The organism is Shewanella oneidensis MR-1 (assembly GCF_000146165.2).
GTDB lineage: Bacteria > Pseudomonadota > Gammaproteobacteria > Enterobacterales > Shewanellaceae > Shewanella > Shewanella oneidensis.
Genome location: NC_004347.2, coordinates 4,600,827 through 4,617,816 on the forward strand (window position 1 = coordinate 4,600,827; position 16,990 = coordinate 4,617,816).

The following is a 16,990-nucleotide window of genomic DNA, read 5'->3' on the forward strand; positions in this document are numbered from 1 at the left end:
TCATTCACTGTATGGCGGTCACTTTATCGTGGCCGCCAAAACCACCATTAGCCGCGGCTAGCGCGCTTACGGTCGTTTTCAGTTAAGTGTTTCTTACGAACACGGATGCTCTTAGGTGTCACTTCAACTAATTCGTCATCATCAATAAACTCAAGCGCTTGCTCAAGCGTTAAAGTGATTGGCGTAGTCAGAACCTGAGCTTCGTCAGTACCAGAAGCACGCATGTTAGTCAGCTGCTTACCTTTCAGACAGTTAACTGTCAGATCGTTTGAACGAGCATGAATACCCACAACTTGACCTTCGTAAACTTCAGCAGCGTGGCCAATAAACAGACGACCGCGGTCCTGTAGACCGAACAGTGCGAATGTCAGCGCCTTACCCGTTGCGTTAGAGATCAGTACGCCGTTAGCGCGTTGACCAATGTCGCCACCTTTATGTGGACCGTAGTGATCGAATGAGTGGTAAATCAAACCGGTACCTGACGTTGCTGTTAAGAACTCTGTTTGGAAACCGATTAAGCCACGGCTTGGGATAACAAAGTCAACGCGCACGCGACCTTTACCGTCAAGCTGCATATCTTTCATTTCAGCTTTACGGATACCCAGCTTCTCAATCACTGTCCCTTGATGTTCTTCTTCAACGTCAACGGTCAGAGTTTCAAATGGCTCACACAGTTCACCATCGATGGTTTTTAAGATAACTTCTGGGCGAGAAACTGCTAATTCGTAACCTTCACGACGCATGTTTTCGATCAGGATAGATAAGTGTAATTCACCACGACCAGATACCGCGAAACGGTCTGGGCTGTCGGTTTCTTCAACACGCAGTGCCACGTTGTGCACTAATTCCTGTTGCAGACGCTCAAGAATGTTACGTGAAGTCACATACTTACCTTCTTTACCCGCAAAAGGTGAAGTGTTGACTTGGAAGGTCATGGTCAGCGTTGGCTCGTCAACAGATAAAGGCGGCATCGCCTCTACATTGCCAGCGGCGCACACTGTGTCCGAAATTTTAAGCTCACCCAAACCAGTAATCGCAACGATATCGCCCGCGTTTGCTACATCAACTTCGGTACGCTCTAAGCCCATGTAACCTAATACTTGGCCCATTTTACCGTTGCGTACTTTACCGTCGGCACCGATCACGCTCACCTGTTGGTTAGTCTTGATGCTACCACGGTTAATGCGACCCACACCGATAACACCCACGTAAGAGTTGTAATCGAGCTGAGAAATTTGCATCTGGAATGGACCATCCGCATCAGCATCAGGTGATGACACTTTTTCAACGATAGTCTGAAACAGTGGCGTCATATCTTCGCTGACAACATCTGGATCTAAGGTTGCAAAACCGTTTAATGCAGAAGCATAAACGATTGGAAAATCTAATTGTTCGTCGGTCGCACCTAAGTTATCGAATAGGTCGAATACTTGGTCGATAACCCAATCAGGGCGAGCACCTGGACGGTCAATCTTGTTGATAACAACGATTGGCTTTAAGCCTTGGGCAAACGCTTTTTTGGTTACGAAGCGAGTTTGTGGCATTGGACCATCAACGGCATCAACCAGCAACAATACTGAGTCAACCATAGACAGAACACGCTCAACCTCACCACCGAAGTCGGCGTGGCCAGGGGTGTCTACGATGTTAATGCGGTAGTCGTTCCACTTGATGGCAGTGTTCTTTGCCAGAATCGTGATTCCACGCTCCTTTTCAAGATCGTTGGAGTCCATCACCCGCTCAGTAGCTTCTCCCCGGGTTGCAAGGGTTCCTGATTGCGACAGCAGCTTGTCAACCAGGGTCGTTTTGCCATGGTCAACGTGCGCAATAATGGCGATGTTACGTAAATTCTCTAGCACGGATAAACCTCTTACCATCAAACAAAAATTAGGGATATTACAAATATTCGTTACAGCAATCTACGTTGAGTCGCCATAAAAAAGCGTGACATTCTACTCCAGAGCGGCCATATCGCACAGGATTATTTTTGAACACTTATAAAACTATTTTTTGGGGCCCGTGCTAACGAATCAGTTATGACGATAAGACAAATCACCCAAATGCACCGTTACAGCGCAGGCAATTTGCCATATTATTTCGATACCAGCATAGCTAACCAGCTGAAATCACTATTTTTCACGGGAATGGCGTAGCAGACTATGCGCTTAAGACCGCCATAAGTATAGCCAATAACCCAAGTTAAGCCGCCGTACTTTTTCACCCAGTGATATAAATAAGCCAGACCACCAAGCCACACTTTGCAGCTAACACTGACGCTAATAGCGTTAGGCTAAGTTTCAACAAACTCTATTCCCACCCGCGAACAACGGAACTAGTTGATTGATTTTGAAACGTTATTAATTAAAACCCATTAACATTGCCATCAAAAAAACAGCTTAGTATCCCACCGTTTTGTGACATTATGACAAGCACTTAAAACAGTGAGCTTAGGCGACTATCAAGGCTCAATTATGTGTTAAATTCATTCTGCGTTGCTGGGCACAATCTGTGGTAACAAGCTCTCTACCAGCATGCAGTTTAGCGAAAATATAGGTACAAATTCGCCAAGCAAGCTTGCGCTTATCGTCACTGCACTAAAATGGGGGACGAACCGCTCGCACCAAAATGGATGAATGCACCAAAATGCCACATACAAATGCACCAACACAGTGCAATCAAGAGTTTAACCTGGTGTAATAAAAAACATACTTTATAAATATCAATGATTTAAATTATTGGCATGGATATCGCTATATAGCTCGTAAGTTTGCTCAAGCACAACTTGAGTTAAAAGATTATAGAAGGGACATCCCTTTACCCTACCGGAGACTTGAGAATGTCAGTTGAATCAGTTTTAAAGCAACTTGAAGAATTAGAAGTTAAGTTTGTTGATTTACGTTTTACCGACACCAAAGGTAAAGAGCAGCACGTATCTATCCCTTCTCATCAGGTAGACGCTGACTTCTTCGAAGACGGTAAAATGTTTGACGGCTCATCAATTGCTGGCTGGAAAGGCATTAACGAATCAGACATGGTACTGATGCCAGACCCAACGACGTTTGTACTGGACCCATTCACCGAAGAAACCACAGCACTGATCCGCTGTGACGTTCTCGAACCAGGCACAATGACTGGTTACGATCGCGACCCACGTTCTATCGCTAAAAAAGCGGAAGAATACCTACGCTCAACCGGTATCGCTGACACAGTATTAGTTGGACCAGAGCCAGAATTCTTCCTGTTCGACGATGTTCGTTTCGGCACTGATATGTCTGGTTGTTTCGTTAAAATCGACGCAAAAGAAGCAGCTTGGAACTCAGGCACTAGCTACGAAGGCGGCAACACCGGTCACCGTCCATTCGTGAAAGGTGGTTACTTCCCAGTGGCGCCAGTTGACTCATCACAAGACCTGCGTAGTGCTATGTGTTTAGTGTTAGAAGAAATGGGTCAAGTGGTTGAAGCTCACCACCATGAAGTGGCGACTGCTGGTCAAAACGAAATCGCTACTCGCTTCAATACCCTGACTAAGAAAGCGGACGAAATCCAAATCCTGAAGTACGTAGTGCACAACATGGCTCATGCCTATGGCAAAACTGCGACTTTCATGCCTAAGCCAATCGTTGGCGACAACGGTAGCGGTATGCACGTTCACCAATCTCTGTCTAAAGATGGCGTAAACCTGTTCGCGGGTGACAAATACGCAGGCTTAAGTGAAACCGCCCTGTACTACATCGGTGGTATCATCAAGCACGCTCGCGCGCTGAACGCGTTCACTAACCCAAGCACCAACTCTTACAAGCGTTTAGTACCACACTTCGAAGCGCCAGTTATGCTAGCTTACTCAGCGCGTAACCGCTCTGCTTCAATCCGTATTCCAGTGGTACCAAGCCCTAAAGGTCGCCGTATCGAAACTCGCTTCCCAGATCCACATGCAAACCCATACTTAGGTTTCGCAGCACTGCTGATGGCAGGTATTGATGGTATCCAAAACAAGATCCATCCAGGCGAAGCAATGGATAAAGATTTGTACGATCTGCCAGCAGAAGAAGCGGCTGAAATCCCACAGGTGGCGACTTCATTAGAAAACGCCCTTGAGAACCTGCAAGCTGACCATGAGTTCTTAACTCGCGGTGGTGTATTCAGCGAAGATTTCATCCAGTCTTATATTGCACTGAAATCTGCAGAAGCTGAGCGTGTTGCACGTACAACTCACCCATTAGAGTTTGAAATGTACTACAGCCTGTAATGGCTAACGGCATGCAATTACTCACGGTATAAATGCATGCATAAAGTATAAAAGCCCCAACAGTTTTGCTGTTGGGGCTTTTTTTATCGCTATTTTGATAATACAACGAAATAAAACTACCGCTGAATCAGTTCCCTAAAGATTTGATTCATCTTAAGGGTAAAACCGCCCCAGAATAACCGCAAATGGGGAGCGATAGCGGGTTTTAGGGAATGGTGTGACCCCCTCTGGGCTGGAGTGATTCACTGACATGAATAGGAAAAATTAGTGGATCAATCCACCAGCTCTTACAATCCCTATAATACCAATCAAAATCCAAAAACCATTGAGTAAGGTGTAAGCGGCATCTTTGCGCAAAGCAGCACACCATGTTAGTAAAACAGCATCTATTGTGTTGAACACCCAAACAAACATAAAAGGACTTTCAGGGCCAAGCCAACTAACAAGCGAAAAACTAAATATCCGCATTAGGACGCCAACCATTTCTAAGGCCCGCATATTTGCGTTCAAAAAAGCATTAATTTTTTTATAAAACAATTTATTACCACTCTTTTATTTATCATGTAGAACGACATAAAGAACGACTGTTACCAACCTTCCCCTGTGTTACAGGGGAAATTGAACGAAATTTTAATATGTAAACTACATCAGGTAAATCTGATTCACGTTGTATCAAATCACATCACAAATATTGCAGACTCATGCCTTGATATTGAACTTAATTACGCATGGTAAACTGCCGACTAAATCGGTTTGCCGCTGGGATATTTTTAATGGATATGTGGCGATACACGTATCCCTAAACTGCAGGGGCTCGGCATACGAAGCTCCTTGTTTAATGCTTAATCAAAGCATGGTCGGAGATTAACTCTCTCGCTACTGATCCGCCTCTCGTTACTGTTGGTGAATAATTGACACATATATTCATATGGTTAGAATGCCAACTGGCTAAAACTGGACATATCGGCGTCGAATAAAACTAGCTCTGGTTCCACACGACTAAGGCTCGAAGTTAATCAAGCGAGTAGGTTGCACCGAAAGCAATGCCGTTTTTCAAATATAAACAATGGAGTGCTTATGCGTTGGTTGACTTGGTTGGTCGTGTGCTGCTCTCTCACGGGGTGTGCGACAGTAACATCGAGGATGGGAGAAGATTCAACTTGGGGCCACTCTTTCTCCAGTGTTCAAACGGCTGTTGATAATGGCGAGGAGTGTATGATTATCTCCGCATTGTCCGCACCGCCTCTGCTGTTGTTTACCATCCCGCTGACTATCGTGGATATGGGCAGTGCGCTGATCGTCGACGCTGTTATGCTACCAGCAGATTTAGCGATCACACCCAGCGATCCCAAGCTCCGAACCCCGCGTTCTATGTTCTGCCGCTATAACTACAGCATTTAAGCATATTCGCCACCCATAAATTACCTCAGTCTCAGGGCATGGGTTAACGACATCGGCATTAGGGGGTGCCTTGGCGCCCTAGAGCCATGCTCCCTGTTCGAGGCAATTACGCCGTGTCGGCTGAGTAAACCAAGTTCAATCCGTTAACGATTGGCCTTTATCACCCCAAGCAACCGCGCGATATCGGCTTCATCGTTATAGATATGCGGTGATACGCGTATCCCTAAACTGCGGGTATCGACACTGATATTCGCTGCAGCCAAGGCGGCCAATATTTGTGGCTGCCGCTCACCAAATTGCAGGATTATCGTGCCGCTACGTTTGTCTACTTCCTGTGGCGAAACTAGTTCATTATCCAATGCCTGTACCACAGGCTCCATCAGTTGCAGGTTATGCTCGCGCATGACTTGTGAGCCAATATTGGCGAAATATTCAATGCTATGGGCGGCAATGGCATAGGGAGCGATGGAAGGCGTACCGCCCCAAAACCTTAACGCCGTTGGATGGTAGCGAAAATCATGAATATCAAACTCGAAGGGATTTTCATGGCTAAACCAACCCACATCCTGCGGCTGACATTCGGGCAAGATGGCCGGATTAACCCATAAATACGCCGCACCAGGGCCAGAGCATAACCATTTAACACTCGAGCCAATCATAAAATCCGGTTGTAACTTGGCTAAATCCAGCGGCAAAATCCCCGCCGATTGCGCCACATCCACAAGGCTCAAACAGCCACGCTCACGGGCAAGGGAGATAATCTGCGCGAGGGGCGCCTGTTGTCCCGTGTTTGAATAGGCGTGGCTGACAAAGACCAAATCGACATCGTCGCAAATATGCGCATCCCACACATTGGGGTCAGTAACATCTAAACTCTTGGGAATAAAGCGCAATTCGCAGCTTGCGGGCAATGCCTTTTTAAGGGCGAATCCCATGCTAGGAAAATCAATTTCGCTCATCAGCACCACGGCGCCGCCATTTCGAGTTAAATCCCGCGTTAATCTATCGAGGGACATTACGATTTTGGTCAAAGCGCTCGAAAGATTCACCTGCGGGCAAAAATCCTGTGGCTGACCATTAAATAAGCTCGCCAGCGCCGCGGTAAAGTTATCGATTACGCCTAGCCATTGACCCCAAGGCTCACGCCCAGACTCCTGCCAAGGCGCAAAAAACGCCTGCTTAAGCGCCTGCTCGGTTGATTTAAGCGGTCGCCCCACAGAATGGTTAAGCAGATAACCAGGGCCTGCAAGGCAAAAGTCCTGTTTTACATTTAACAACATAGCCTTACCTCAAACTGTCTTTGAGTTTTTTCAAATCGTAGTAACGGGTGCGAATATCGTCACGCAATACGGCGGCGCGTCTATCCCTTAAACGCTCAAGGGAGGCGAGCAGTACATGCAATGGTGGGCCACTGGCGGTCACTTTGGCTAAATGTTGTTGTTCCATGCTGACCGAAGGCTCAGCAATATATTTAGTCACTAATTCATTGTGATGTTGAATCGCAGTTTGCCCATGTAATTCACAGACTTCGATAAACAGCTTGAGGTTTTCTTGATACCAGTCCTGATGAATACAGCCCTTGGCTTGCAAAAAGTCATCCATCAAATTAGGGCGGCGCATGCATTCCCGCAGGATTTGTTGATCCTCCGGCATCATGTATAAAAACTTATCCACCAGCATTTGCGAATAAGAAGCTTCGTTGGCAAAACATAAACCTAGGGTTAAATCGATAACGTTAATACCAGCAAAGTCACCCGCATTAGCGCCACGATACACCACAGAACCGACCCGATAAGGCTTGTAATAAGGACGAACACAGTAGAAGAAACGATCGGTATCTAAGCGATTGAATAACTGTTGGTTTGACTCAATCACATCCTGTAGCGCTTGTTTAGTCACCCGCAGTAAATCATGGCTAATGGGGTGAGAAATCCCTAAGGGTTGAATTTTTAATAGCGCATCACTTGCACGCTTATAGGCCAAAATGCCTTTTGTGTTGTAATCCACAAACAGCTTTTCATCGGGCAAATCGGTAAAACGTTTGTAGATACCATTATGGGCGCGGTTATGGGTGGTTAAATGGGCGGTAGCAAAGCGCGGTGTGACTCCAATCGAGGCGCCGATATGCATCGCCAGCGCCGAAGCCTCGAGGAGTGGAGAGGTGGTTTCCCGCGTTGGCTCGGTAATTTCGTGGCGGCGGCAGGCGGCCATATACAGGCCAACATTGCCTAGTAAATCAAAAGCACTATCAAACCCTTCATCGGTATTGCCTTCATCGAGCAGCGCTTTGACAAGCTCGCGCCCTTCACTTTCCAATGTGTGTTTAAGCTCAGTACCAACCTCTTGCACATTAGCACGGTCTGTCTGCTGGTAATAAAGCTGTTCAAGCTGCGAGTTGAGTTCCACAAAGCGACTGCGGATCCACTCATCGAAGGCTTCAGTATTATAGGTGGCAGGTTTCACTTGGACATCCTTGGCGATTGTTATGGTTATTTTTACCGGCGCAAGTACTAGGGCATGTTTACTTGGCTGCAGGCGTCATTAGCGCTTCCGAGTTAACAAGGATGCAACTTTTGGCGGTGCGTTTCTAGCGCTAGCTCAAATTTATGGAAAATCTAATGCCACTTTTTATTTACACCTTGCGCCAGCGCAAGTTCTTAAAGCCAATCGCCTCGCAAAATAGCGCCAAATACAGATAGTCCTAATACAAATAGTGCGGTAGGTTCCGCTGGGGTAAATCAAAATGATTTTAATGGAATTTATTGTCGTACTCGGCTGTTTGCTGCTGGGCACCCGCTATGGGGGCATGGGCCTCGGGCTGATTAGTGGTATTGGCTTGTTTTTACTGACGTTTGTCTTTGGCCTTGCCCCCGGACAACCGCCAGTGCAAGTGATGTTAACCATTCTTGCAGTTATCGGCTGTGCTGCAGTATTGCAAACCGCGGGCGGCTTAGATGTGATGATGCAGTTTGCCGAACGCTTACTGCGCCGCCATCCGCAGTACATTACCATTCTGGCACCATTAACCACGTGGACACTGACCTTTTTGTGCGGTACGGGCCATGTGGTTTACACCATGTTCCCGATTATCTCTGATATCGCCTTGAAGAAAAACATTCGTCCAGAACGCCCGATGGCTGTTGCCTCGGTCGCATCGCAAATGGCAATTTGTGCTTCGCCCGTATCGGTTGCCGTCGTTTCTATGGTATCGATTTTGGCGGCGCAGCAGGGCGTCGGTCATGCCTATAGCATGCTGGAAATTTTAATGGTGTCCGTTCCCGCATCCCTTTGCGGTGTGTTAGTGGCAGCACTGTGGAGCCTGCGTCGTGGCAAAGATTTAGATAAAGACGAAGAGTTTCAAGAACGAATTCAAGATCCGGTGCAAAGAGCCTTTATCTACGACAAGGGCGAAACGCTGCTCAATCAAACCTTCCCCAAGCAAGCGTATTGGGCAACGGGGATCTTCTTTGCCGCTATCGCCGCCGTGGTATTACTCGGCTCCTTTAGCGAGTTGCGCCCAGTATTTGAAGAGAAAGGCAAGCTAGCGCCACTGTCGATGAATCTGGTGATCCAAATGATGATGTTGATCGCGGGCGCCTTTATCTTGATGAGCTGCAAAGTCAAACCGGCTGAGATTGCCAATGGTCCGGTTTTTAAAGCGGGTATGGTGGCGATTTTCTCGGTATTTGGCGTGGCATGGATGAGCGATACTTTCTTTATCAGCCATATGGATGTACTGAAGGAAAACCTCTCCCACGTGGTGCAAAACCAGCCTTGGACCTATGCCCTAGTGCTGTTTTTAATATCTAAACTGGTCAACAGCCAAGCGGCTGCGCTCACCGCAATCGCACCGATGGGATTGGCTTTAGGCGTAGATCCTAAGCTGTTAATTGCTTTTTTACCCGCCAGCTATGGCTACTTTGTGCTGCCAACTTATCCAAGCGATTTGGCCTGTATCGGTTTCGACCGTTCTGGCACCACTAAAATTGGTAAGTTCATCATTAACCACAGCTTTATTATCCCAGGGCTGATTGGTGTTGGTACCGCATCAACTGTCGGTTATCTGCTGGCAACTGCGCTACTGTAAAGTTGGTTTGTGTTAATAAGCACATATAGTCAGGTCGATAACGCCTCATTGTTATCGGCCTGATTTATTGAAATAGATGAAAATGCTTTGTACGAAAGTATTAAGCTCCCACTAAATCCCCTTATCAGCTAGACGTCTTGAGCAACAGCAGCATACAATCCCGCCTTATATCATACTGAATCAATTTATCTTTTGAGAATGTCGTACTAAAGATGATTAAAGGTTTTCGCTTATGGATACTGATTGTGAGCCTGGGGCTTAGCTTCAGTTTTCTCGGTTATCAGTGGCTTACACGCTATAACTTCAACACTGATCACCAAGTGGGTGATGTTATCGACTCCCTCAATGGGGTCGAAATTTACTATAACGGTGGCGTCAATACGAATGAGGGACGCAACCTCTCCCTCGACGGCTATAATCTCGGCATAAAATATCAATGCGTAGAATTTGTTAAGCGCTACTTTTACCAACGATATCAGCACCAAATGCCTGACAGTTTTGGGCACGCTCGAGACTTCTTCGATAATCTGCTCACTGATGGCAGTTGGAATGAAAAACGTGCGCTGCGCCAATTTACCAATGGCAGCCAAAGCAAACCTATGGCTGATGATTTGCTGGTCTTTGCACCATGGATTTTAAATCCCTATGGCCATGTTGCCATCATCGCGGCCGTAACAGACAAGGGTATCGAAATTGCCCAGCAAAACCCCGGCCCATTTGCACCATCACGGGAATATTTTCCGTTAATACAACGAGATGGGCTCTGGTATATCGATGCGCCTCGCGCCAAAGGCTGGTTGCGCTGGGAAGCAACCAGCCCCAATGTGGCAACTGAGAATAGCGGCTTTATCGACCCCGTAATGGTCATTAAGGAATAAGCTGTGGGGATTTTTAACTGGGTAAAACAGCTATTAGCCATAAAAGCGACAACTCACTCGCAGGCAACTGATCTTCAAGCACTCTTTGGTGCATCGGCAACGTCGAGTCTATCTTTGCCTCGCCACCAAGATTATCCCTTAGTCACGCCAACAACTCAGACTGAATTATCCGCCTATCAACTCCATTGCTTGTTGAATTATCAAGATAAACAGCGACTCGACACTTTACTTTGCCGGGCGGGATTCGAGCAAGTGGTAGGTTCTGACGCGCCATTTTATGGCGTACAGCATCACACCAGCCAACAAACAACAGTATTTTTACAGCAATATGCTGATTTTGCAGGGTTCTGTGTACTGCTCATCACCAATGATATTAATCTATTGCAACAGCTTATTGCCTTTAAGGCTGCGCCGCCTGCTCCTTGGGAAAGTTTTCCCGATGTTGATCCAGATACACTCGGGAGTCTGCAAGGGAACCTTGAGTTTTGGTGCGATGCGTTTTGGCGGCCATATTGGTTTTCACTCAATGATATCGAACGCCTGCAATATCCAACAAACTGGCGTGAATTCAGTGAGTTTCACTAAACGCGAGCTGTAAGAGGTAAACAATGAAACTGAAATATATCACCCTCGTTATCGCACTTTTTATCCTTGCCGGATGCCTAGTGCCAGAGCAGCCTATCATCCCCGTAAAAGGTGCCACGAATAAGGATTGGAATAGCCAAACTTTTTGGTATGAGCCTTGGGGAAGTTCGGGCACACACAAGGGTATCGATATTTTTGCAACCACGAATACTCCCGTTATCGCGCCCACGCCCATGCTACTGCTGTACAAAGGTGACTTTTTTAAAGGCGGAAAAGTCGTCGTTGGACTAGGACCAAATTGGCAAATCCATTATTTTGCTCACCTCGATAGTATTGAGACATCGACAGGCTTATTCGCCACACGTGGAGAAACGCTAGGTACCGTCGGCAGCACTGGCAATGCTCAAGGTAAGCCGCCCCATTTGCACTATTCCATTTTAAGCCTGTTCCCAAGACTTTGGCGAATAGACACTTCAACTCAAGGATATAAAAAGGCTTTTTATCTCAATCCCATTGAGTATTTAGAGGCTAAGTAGCGCTTATTCCGTTAACGAGTTAACCGCAACCTCTGTTGGCATTTCTAGCTCATTTTCAGCCGCGATAACCTGCGCCGCTCGTTCCGCTTTCGCAATGTATTTAGGTTTATTACTGGTGTGAAGCTTGGCATTGGCTTTTTTCGCCTTTTGCTTAAGCGTTTGATTAATTTTCTTTTTGCGGTTCATAAGAGCTGTATTTGAGCAATATTCAAGCCGACATTATAGCCATCCTAGGCCACAGCAACAAATCAGGACGATTAAGATAAACCCTCAATCTAAATACACCTATAATTGCTATCCGAATCACAAGTTGCAAAAAGCGCCACTTTTTTAGCTAGTTTGATTTAAAGATCGACTAGACAACGCTAAATGACTTCCTTAAAATCCACAGCTAATAAAAATCGTTACCATTTGCAATGTTGTTTAACGGAAGAGTCTGATGCCAAGGAATTCGGTGTAGCAAATTCACACGCCCTTAGCAGGAAGTTATATGACGTTCAAAACCTCGTTTGTTGCTCTCGCTGTCCTTACAGCACTCACCCAATCCGCTATTGCACAAGAAAAGTCTGATTCTGAAATCAATAAAAACAAAGAAATAGAAAGAATTACCGTAACAGCGAGCCGAATGGATAAATCCCCAAGCTCAATCCCCAATACGGTGACCATTATCGACCGCGTGCAACTCGAAGAGCAGTTCCGCACCACCAAAGATTTGTCGACCATTATTGGTAACTTAGCACCCAGCTTTTCACCCAGCCGCCAAAAGATGAGCAATACGGGTGAAACCCTGCGTGGTCGTCCGCCATTAATTATGATCGATGGCGTGCCGCAATCGAACCCGCTGCGCAGTGGTGGCCGCTCAGGACAAACTATCGATCCTGCGATGATTGAACGCATCGAAATTATTCACGGTGCCAATGCGATGCACGGCTTAGGCGCACAGGGCGGTATCATCAACTACATAACCAAAAAGCCCACGGGTGATAACCAGCACGTCGCCAGCTTTGATGTCACAGTCCCAGACTCACTCAAGTCTAACGGTGTCAGTTTTGGTGCCAGCTATGCGTTTTCAGGCGAGTCAGAATTGATCGATATGCTAGGCTCGGTCAGCTATCGTAATAACGGTGTTTACTACGATGCCAATCACGATGTGATTGGGGTGGACACCACGCAAGGCGAGTCCATGGATAGCCAAAGTAAGGACTTCTTCATCAAGTTAGGCCACAACTTTACCGAGTCACGCTTAGAGCTAATGGTTAACCATTACAACATGGATAACAATGGCGACTGGATGGCCGTTGCAGGTAATAAACCCAATGGTATTCCAACGGGTGCAGTAGAAGAAAAACAACCCTGGGAAGCGGCTAATAACGAAGTCACCACCACGAGTTTGACCTATACCCACGAAAATATTGCAGGTCAACAACTGAGCATGCAGTTGTTTAATCAGGACTTTAAAGCCGTATACGGTGGAGGATGCTTCGATAGCTTCTACGATCCTTCCTTTGAAGGCAGCGATCAAGTGGTTCAATGTGGCGTAAATAGCAAAGGCGAGCACTTATACTACGAGCAATCGCGCAACTCTTCGGTTAAGTGGGGTCTAAAAACCTCGTTAATCGCTAAAAACATTGCTGATACGGGCATCGATGCCGCCTATGGTATCGACCTATTCCGCGATACTACTGAGCAGGATTTAGTAAAAACGGGGTTTTCTTGGGTGCCTGAAAGCACCTATGATAACTTCGCACCGTATCTGCAGTTAGACTATGATTTAATTAAAGATTTAACCTTATCAACCGGTGTGCGTTACGAGCACGCTACCCTCAGTGTTGATGACTACAAAACCCTCTATGGTGCTGGCAATAAGCAAATTGCGGGGGGCGAAGCCACCTTTGATGAAACCTTATTCAATGTCGGTTTATCCTATAAAATCACGCCGGATATCCGCATCTACACTAGCTACAACCAAGGTTTTGGCATGCCAGACATTGGCCGCATTCTGCGTGACGGGAACAGTTTCCCCGATGCAAATCCAAGCATTAATGACTCTTTAGCCTTAACCCCAATCGTGACTGATAACGTTGAATTGGGTGCCGATTATCAAGGTAGTTTCTTAAGCGCTAAAATTGCTTACTACCGTTCTGCAACCGATTTAGGTGCCCGCTTAGCCTTAAACAGCGACGGTTTTTACGATGTAAAACGTGAAAAAAGCGTCATTGATGGTATCGAAGCCAATGTCACCGCTTACCTGACAAGCAATGATGATTTGGGCATGAACATCGCACTGCAGCGCGGCGAATACGATGTAAACGGCGATAATAAGGTCGATACCGATCTCGATGGCGCCAATATTTCACCAAATCGTATCAACTTATTCTGGACCCACAACTTCGATAATGAAATGTCGACACGTGTTCAAGCAAACTACTTTATGGACCGTGATTTTGAAAATGCCAAAGGTGCTAAATATGCCGAGTTTGATGGTTACACCACTGTCGATGCGTCATTATCGATGCCGCTCTACACTGGCACCTTAAGCATTGGTGTACAAAACCTGTTTAATAAGGATTATTTCAACTACTACTCTCAAACAATGGGTACAAATGATCGTTATTTCAAAGGCATGGGCCGTACCGCCACCTTGGGTTATACCGTGGCGTTTTAATTAACACACGAGTTAAATCAATAAAAAGCGCAACTTAGGTTGCGCTTTTTATTGGCTCATTGAAACGCGCTATTCCTTAGTGACCACCCACAAGGCATGCAGTAAACCGGGGAACCAGAAAAATAAACACAGCACTATGTTAATTAACAGATCTTTGCCGGCGCCCGCTTTTAAAAATACCGCAACGGGAGGCAATAGAATCGCAATGATGACTAGGGCGTGTTGACGTTTCGAGATTAGATTTTGTTCGTTCTGGCAAGCGCGTGCTCGCGAAACGAGGAATGATGTGTAGTTATTCTACTCAAATGACGAGCTGCTCTTATGACAGAAAGTAAGAGCAAGGGCTTGCCAGACGAACCCTTCGGGCAGCATTTGGCTGGCTTTTCTGCCGCGTTATCGTCCGTTTATGTAGAATAACTACACTGCACGGACTTTGCCTTGCATAAAAGCCAGCCAAATTGCTGCAAAAATAACCCTGAAACGTCAACACGCCCTAATAGTAATTTGTTTGTATCCATGGCTGGCCATCCTTAAACCGTAATAAGTGACAAGTGAGCAGTTGCTAACTTCGCAGTTAGTGTGATTGTTTGCAACCATTTCATTATCAACTGCTTTGCTTAAGTCGCTTTCGAACTCGCCTTCAATTAACATTCAACCCTTTCAACAAAAATGCCAAAAGCCATCTATAGTTAAAGGAAAATTGAACGTTGCCATGGAATTTGATCCCCAAGCCCTTTTACTCATTAAATTTATCTGTCTGCTGACTGGCACAGCAGCCATTGCATGGGGGTTAATCGCTCAGCCATTAAAAATTGCTACCTTAGCCAGCATGCGCTTTTCCCTTGCCAATATTTGTGTTCTCCTCGGTATTACACTCAACACCCAGCGAACAGAATCAGATAGTTACTTCTACTGGTTTTGCGCAGATATCGCCATTTTACTCGGATTTATTATGCTGCGTTGGGGCACACAGTACCTGTTCCGATTGCAGCACAGCGCAAGGTTCGATCTCACTACGCTTGCGATCACAGCGGTTCTGATGTTGATGGTTCCGCCCAATTTTCATTCTGAGCCAGTGCTCGCAATGCTTTTCTCGGCAAATGCCGCCTTATCCTTTGTGATGCTCACTCGAGATAATTATTACGCCATCCGCAGAGAAACAGGCAATAAGGTCGCTATTGCTATGGTCATGCCACTAATTGCTATGGTCATCATCTTCGCGATTCGATTTTTTATCGCCCTGTTTGCACCCCATGAAACCCAGACCTTTATTGCCATACACACGGTTGAAGCCATTCCTATGCTATGGTTTTATGTGTTCTTAGCCTTACTTATCAATATTGTAATGATAGGTAATGCGATGACTCGCCTTGTCAGTAAAATCAGAGTATTAGCCGAAAAAGATCAGCTCACAGGACTTTGGAATCGACGCGCAATGCAAAAAAGGCTCAGCCACATCCACCAACGCTGGCAAAAAAAAGCTGAGCCCTATAGCGTGATCTTGCTCGATCTCGACCACTTCAAACACATAAACGATCACTATGGCCACGATGTTGGCGACATCGCCCTGCTGAGTGCGGCAAGATTATTTAGCAGTGCATTACGAGAACACGATGTCCTCTGTCGTCATGGTGGGGAGGAGTTTTTAGTGTTACTACCTGCCACAAGCTCGCAAGCAGCCAGAGTTGTTGCGGACAAATTACATCGGATACTGAGGGAAAACCCGATTAACTGGCAGGATAAAAAAGTCCAACTCTGTGCAAGTGTTGGTTACGCAACGATTTATCAAGGATGTCAACCAGACAAACTGCTGATTGAGGCCGATCATGCCATGTACCGCGCGAAATCCGAAGGGAGGGACCGGATCTGCCAAGCCTTAACCACCCAATAAAAACCTATCGCTCAGGCCAATCTAAGGTTTCTGGCGCTTGCCAAAGGGCAAGCGCCTCGCTGACAGTCTCAGTTAAAAAGAGCTCACCCTGCTGCGGCCTATCGAGATACGCATAATCTTGCCAAGTGCCATCCTCATGTTGATAACGAAAATGCAGGCAATAGGCATGAAGATAACAACGGTCTGCAACATCAACACCATAAAGGGCATCACCCAAAATCGGCACCCCAAGGCTAGCAAGAGCGACCCGCAACTGATGAGTCTTCCCCGAATGAGGTTTGAGTAAATACAGCCTTTGCCCATCAGCAACACTGGTGGAGAAGAATTGCGTTATCGCCGGGTTTTCTTTTGTACGCAGTAATTTAAACATGCTGCGACGGGATTTGGCCATATCGCCAATAATCCATCCTTGCTTCTTTTTAGGTTTACCTTTGGCGAGGGCAAGATAGTATTTTTGCACTTGGTGGGCACTAAAAAGCTCAGTGAACTGCCGCGCTGCCGCAGGATGTTTGGCTAACAGCAACAGGCCCGATGTTGGGGTATCGAGCCGATGCACGGCAAAGAGCTTAATCCCCAAATCCTGCTCGAGCTGTGCAACGACACCAGCACTGCCGTCTTGACTGTGAAAATGCACATTCGGCGATTTAGAAATAACAAGGAAATCAGCCTCATCGGCTATGATTCGGTACATGGAGTTCTCA

15 protein-coding genes are annotated in these 16,990 nt (G+C 46.4%); 8 read left to right on the forward strand and 7 right to left on the reverse strand.

Annotation, left to right across the window (positions count from 1 at the left end; genetic code table 11):
- Nucleotides 1–47 precede the first annotated feature (47 nt).
- Nucleotides 48–1,859 (reverse strand): translational GTPase TypA, encoded by a 1,812-nt coding sequence (typA, locus tag SO_RS20470; protein ID WP_011074056.1) that lies wholly within the window; start codon nucleotides 1,857–1,859, stop codon nucleotides 48–50.
- Nucleotides 1,860–2,836: 977 nt separating this feature from the next.
- On the opposite strand from typA, the gene glnA reads away from it, so the two are divergent.
- Nucleotides 2,837–4,246 carry a glutamate--ammonia ligase gene (gene glnA / locus SO_RS20475; protein WP_011074057.1) on the forward strand — a complete coding sequence of 470 codons (1,410 nt, stop codon included), beginning with the start codon at nucleotides 2,837–2,839 and terminating at the stop codon, nucleotides 4,244–4,246.
- Nucleotides 4,247–4,510: 264 nt separating this feature from the next.
- On the opposite strand, the gene SO_RS20480 is transcribed toward glnA, so the two are convergent.
- Complete coding sequence (locus SO_RS20480; protein ID WP_238560523.1) at nucleotides 4,511–4,783, reverse strand: CBU_0592 family membrane protein; 273 nt, start codon at nucleotides 4,781–4,783, stop codon at nucleotides 4,511–4,513.
- Nucleotides 4,784–5,389: 606 nt separating this feature from the next.
- On the opposite strand from SO_RS20480, the gene SO_RS23325 reads away from it, so the two are divergent.
- Nucleotides 5,390–5,647, forward strand: a complete 258-nt coding sequence (locus SO_RS23325; protein WP_274544489.1) for a YceK/YidQ family lipoprotein — start codon at nucleotides 5,390–5,392, stop codon at nucleotides 5,645–5,647.
- Nucleotides 5,648–5,790: 143 nt separating this feature from the next.
- On the opposite strand, the gene SO_RS20490 is transcribed toward SO_RS23325, so the two are convergent.
- Together SO_RS20490 and SO_RS20495 are read right to left on the reverse strand one after the other, a co-directional pair.
- Nucleotides 5,791–6,927 (reverse strand): aminotransferase class V-fold PLP-dependent enzyme, encoded by a 1,137-nt coding sequence (locus SO_RS20490; protein WP_011074059.1) that lies wholly within the window; start codon nucleotides 6,925–6,927, stop codon nucleotides 5,791–5,793.
- A gap of 4 nt (nucleotides 6,928–6,931) precedes the next feature.
- The gene (locus tag SO_RS20495; protein WP_011074060.1) at nucleotides 6,932–8,110 is read right to left on the reverse strand and encodes a PrnB family protein; all 1,179 of its coding nucleotides are present in this window, start codon (nucleotides 8,108–8,110) and stop codon (nucleotides 6,932–6,934) included.
- A gap of 280 nt (nucleotides 8,111–8,390) precedes the next feature.
- Here SO_RS20495 and SO_RS20500 point away from each other — a divergent pair, with 280 nt between their 5' ends.
- The 4 genes from SO_RS20500 (at nucleotide 8,391) to SO_RS20515 (ending at nucleotide 11,733) form a co-directional block, all read left to right on the forward strand.
- Nucleotides 8,391–9,734 (forward strand): anaerobic C4-dicarboxylate transporter, encoded by a 1,344-nt coding sequence (locus SO_RS20500; RefSeq protein ID WP_011074061.1) that lies wholly within the window; start codon nucleotides 8,391–8,393, stop codon nucleotides 9,732–9,734.
- A 212-nt stretch (nucleotides 9,735–9,946) separates the two neighbouring features.
- Nucleotides 9,947–10,612, forward strand: coding sequence for a CHAP domain-containing protein (locus tag SO_RS20505; protein WP_011074062.1), 666 nt, complete (start codon nucleotides 9,947–9,949; stop codon nucleotides 10,610–10,612).
- Nucleotides 10,613–10,615: 3 nt separating this feature from the next.
- Nucleotides 10,616–11,197 (forward strand): hypothetical protein, encoded by a 582-nt coding sequence (locus SO_RS20510; RefSeq protein WP_011074063.1) that lies wholly within the window; start codon nucleotides 10,616–10,618, stop codon nucleotides 11,195–11,197.
- Nucleotides 11,198–11,220: 23 nt separating this feature from the next.
- Complete coding sequence (locus SO_RS20515) at nucleotides 11,221–11,733, forward strand: M23 family metallopeptidase (protein ID WP_011074064.1); 513 nt, start codon at nucleotides 11,221–11,223, stop codon at nucleotides 11,731–11,733.
- A gap of 3 nt (nucleotides 11,734–11,736) precedes the next feature.
- On the opposite strand, the gene SO_RS20520 is transcribed toward SO_RS20515, so the two are convergent.
- Nucleotides 11,737–11,919, reverse strand: coding sequence for a DUF2986 domain-containing protein (locus SO_RS20520; protein ID WP_011074065.1), 183 nt, complete (start codon nucleotides 11,917–11,919; stop codon nucleotides 11,737–11,739).
- Between the two features lie 304 nt (nucleotides 11,920–12,223).
- Here SO_RS20520 and SO_RS20525 point away from each other — a divergent pair, with 304 nt between their 5' ends.
- Nucleotides 12,224–14,398, forward strand: coding sequence for a TonB-dependent receptor (locus SO_RS20525; protein ID WP_011074066.1), 2,175 nt, complete (start codon nucleotides 12,224–12,226; stop codon nucleotides 14,396–14,398).
- A 69-nt stretch (nucleotides 14,399–14,467) separates the two neighbouring features.
- Here SO_RS20525 and SO_RS20530 read toward each other — a convergent pair whose 3' ends face one another.
- Nucleotides 14,468–14,635 carry a YqaE/Pmp3 family membrane protein gene (locus tag SO_RS20530; RefSeq protein WP_164925931.1) on the reverse strand — a complete coding sequence of 56 codons (168 nt, stop codon included), beginning with the start codon at nucleotides 14,633–14,635 and terminating at the stop codon, nucleotides 14,468–14,470.
- 475 nt (nucleotides 14,636–15,110) lie between these two features.
- Between SO_RS20530 and SO_RS20535 the strand changes: the two genes are divergently transcribed.
- Entirely contained in the window at nucleotides 15,111–16,289 is a 1,179-nt protein-coding gene (locus SO_RS20535; protein ID WP_011074067.1) for a GGDEF domain-containing protein, read from the forward strand.
- Between the two features lie 4 nt (nucleotides 16,290–16,293).
- Here the strand turns inward: SO_RS20535 and SO_RS20540 are convergent, their stop codons facing one another.
- On the reverse strand, nucleotides 16,294–16,980 hold the full coding sequence (locus tag SO_RS20540) for a TIGR01621 family pseudouridine synthase (protein WP_011074068.1): 687 nt from the start codon (nucleotides 16,978–16,980) through the stop codon (nucleotides 16,294–16,296).
- Nucleotides 16,981–16,990 lie beyond the last annotated feature (10 nt).

Coding starts and splice junctions, on each gene's coding strand:
- SO_RS20525 (WP_011074066.1), top strand. CDS start 12,224: ATGACGTTCAAAACCTCGTTTGTTGCTCTCGCTGTCCTTACAGCACTC.
- SO_RS20540 (WP_011074068.1), bottom strand. CDS start 16,980: ATGTACCGAATCATAGCCGATGAGGCTGATTTCCTTGTTATTTCTAAA.
- glnA (WP_011074057.1), top strand. CDS start 2,837: ATGTCAGTTGAATCAGTTTTAAAGCAACTTGAAGAATTAGAAGTTAAG.
- SO_RS20490 (WP_011074059.1), bottom strand. CDS start 6,927: ATGTTGTTAAATGTAAAACAGGACTTTTGCCTTGCAGGCCCTGGTTAT.
- SO_RS20515 (WP_011074064.1), top strand. CDS start 11,221: ATGAAACTGAAATATATCACCCTCGTTATCGCACTTTTTATCCTTGCC.
- SO_RS20505 (WP_011074062.1), top strand. CDS start 9,947: ATGATTAAAGGTTTTCGCTTATGGATACTGATTGTGAGCCTGGGGCTT.
- SO_RS20520 (WP_011074065.1), bottom strand. CDS start 11,919: ATGAACCGCAAAAAGAAAATTAATCAAACGCTTAAGCAAAAGGCGAAA.
- SO_RS20500 (WP_011074061.1), top strand. CDS start 8,391: ATGATTTTAATGGAATTTATTGTCGTACTCGGCTGTTTGCTGCTGGGC.
- SO_RS23325 (WP_274544489.1), top strand. CDS start 5,390: ATGGGAGAAGATTCAACTTGGGGCCACTCTTTCTCCAGTGTTCAAACG.
- SO_RS20535 (WP_011074067.1), top strand. CDS start 15,111: ATGGAATTTGATCCCCAAGCCCTTTTACTCATTAAATTTATCTGTCTG.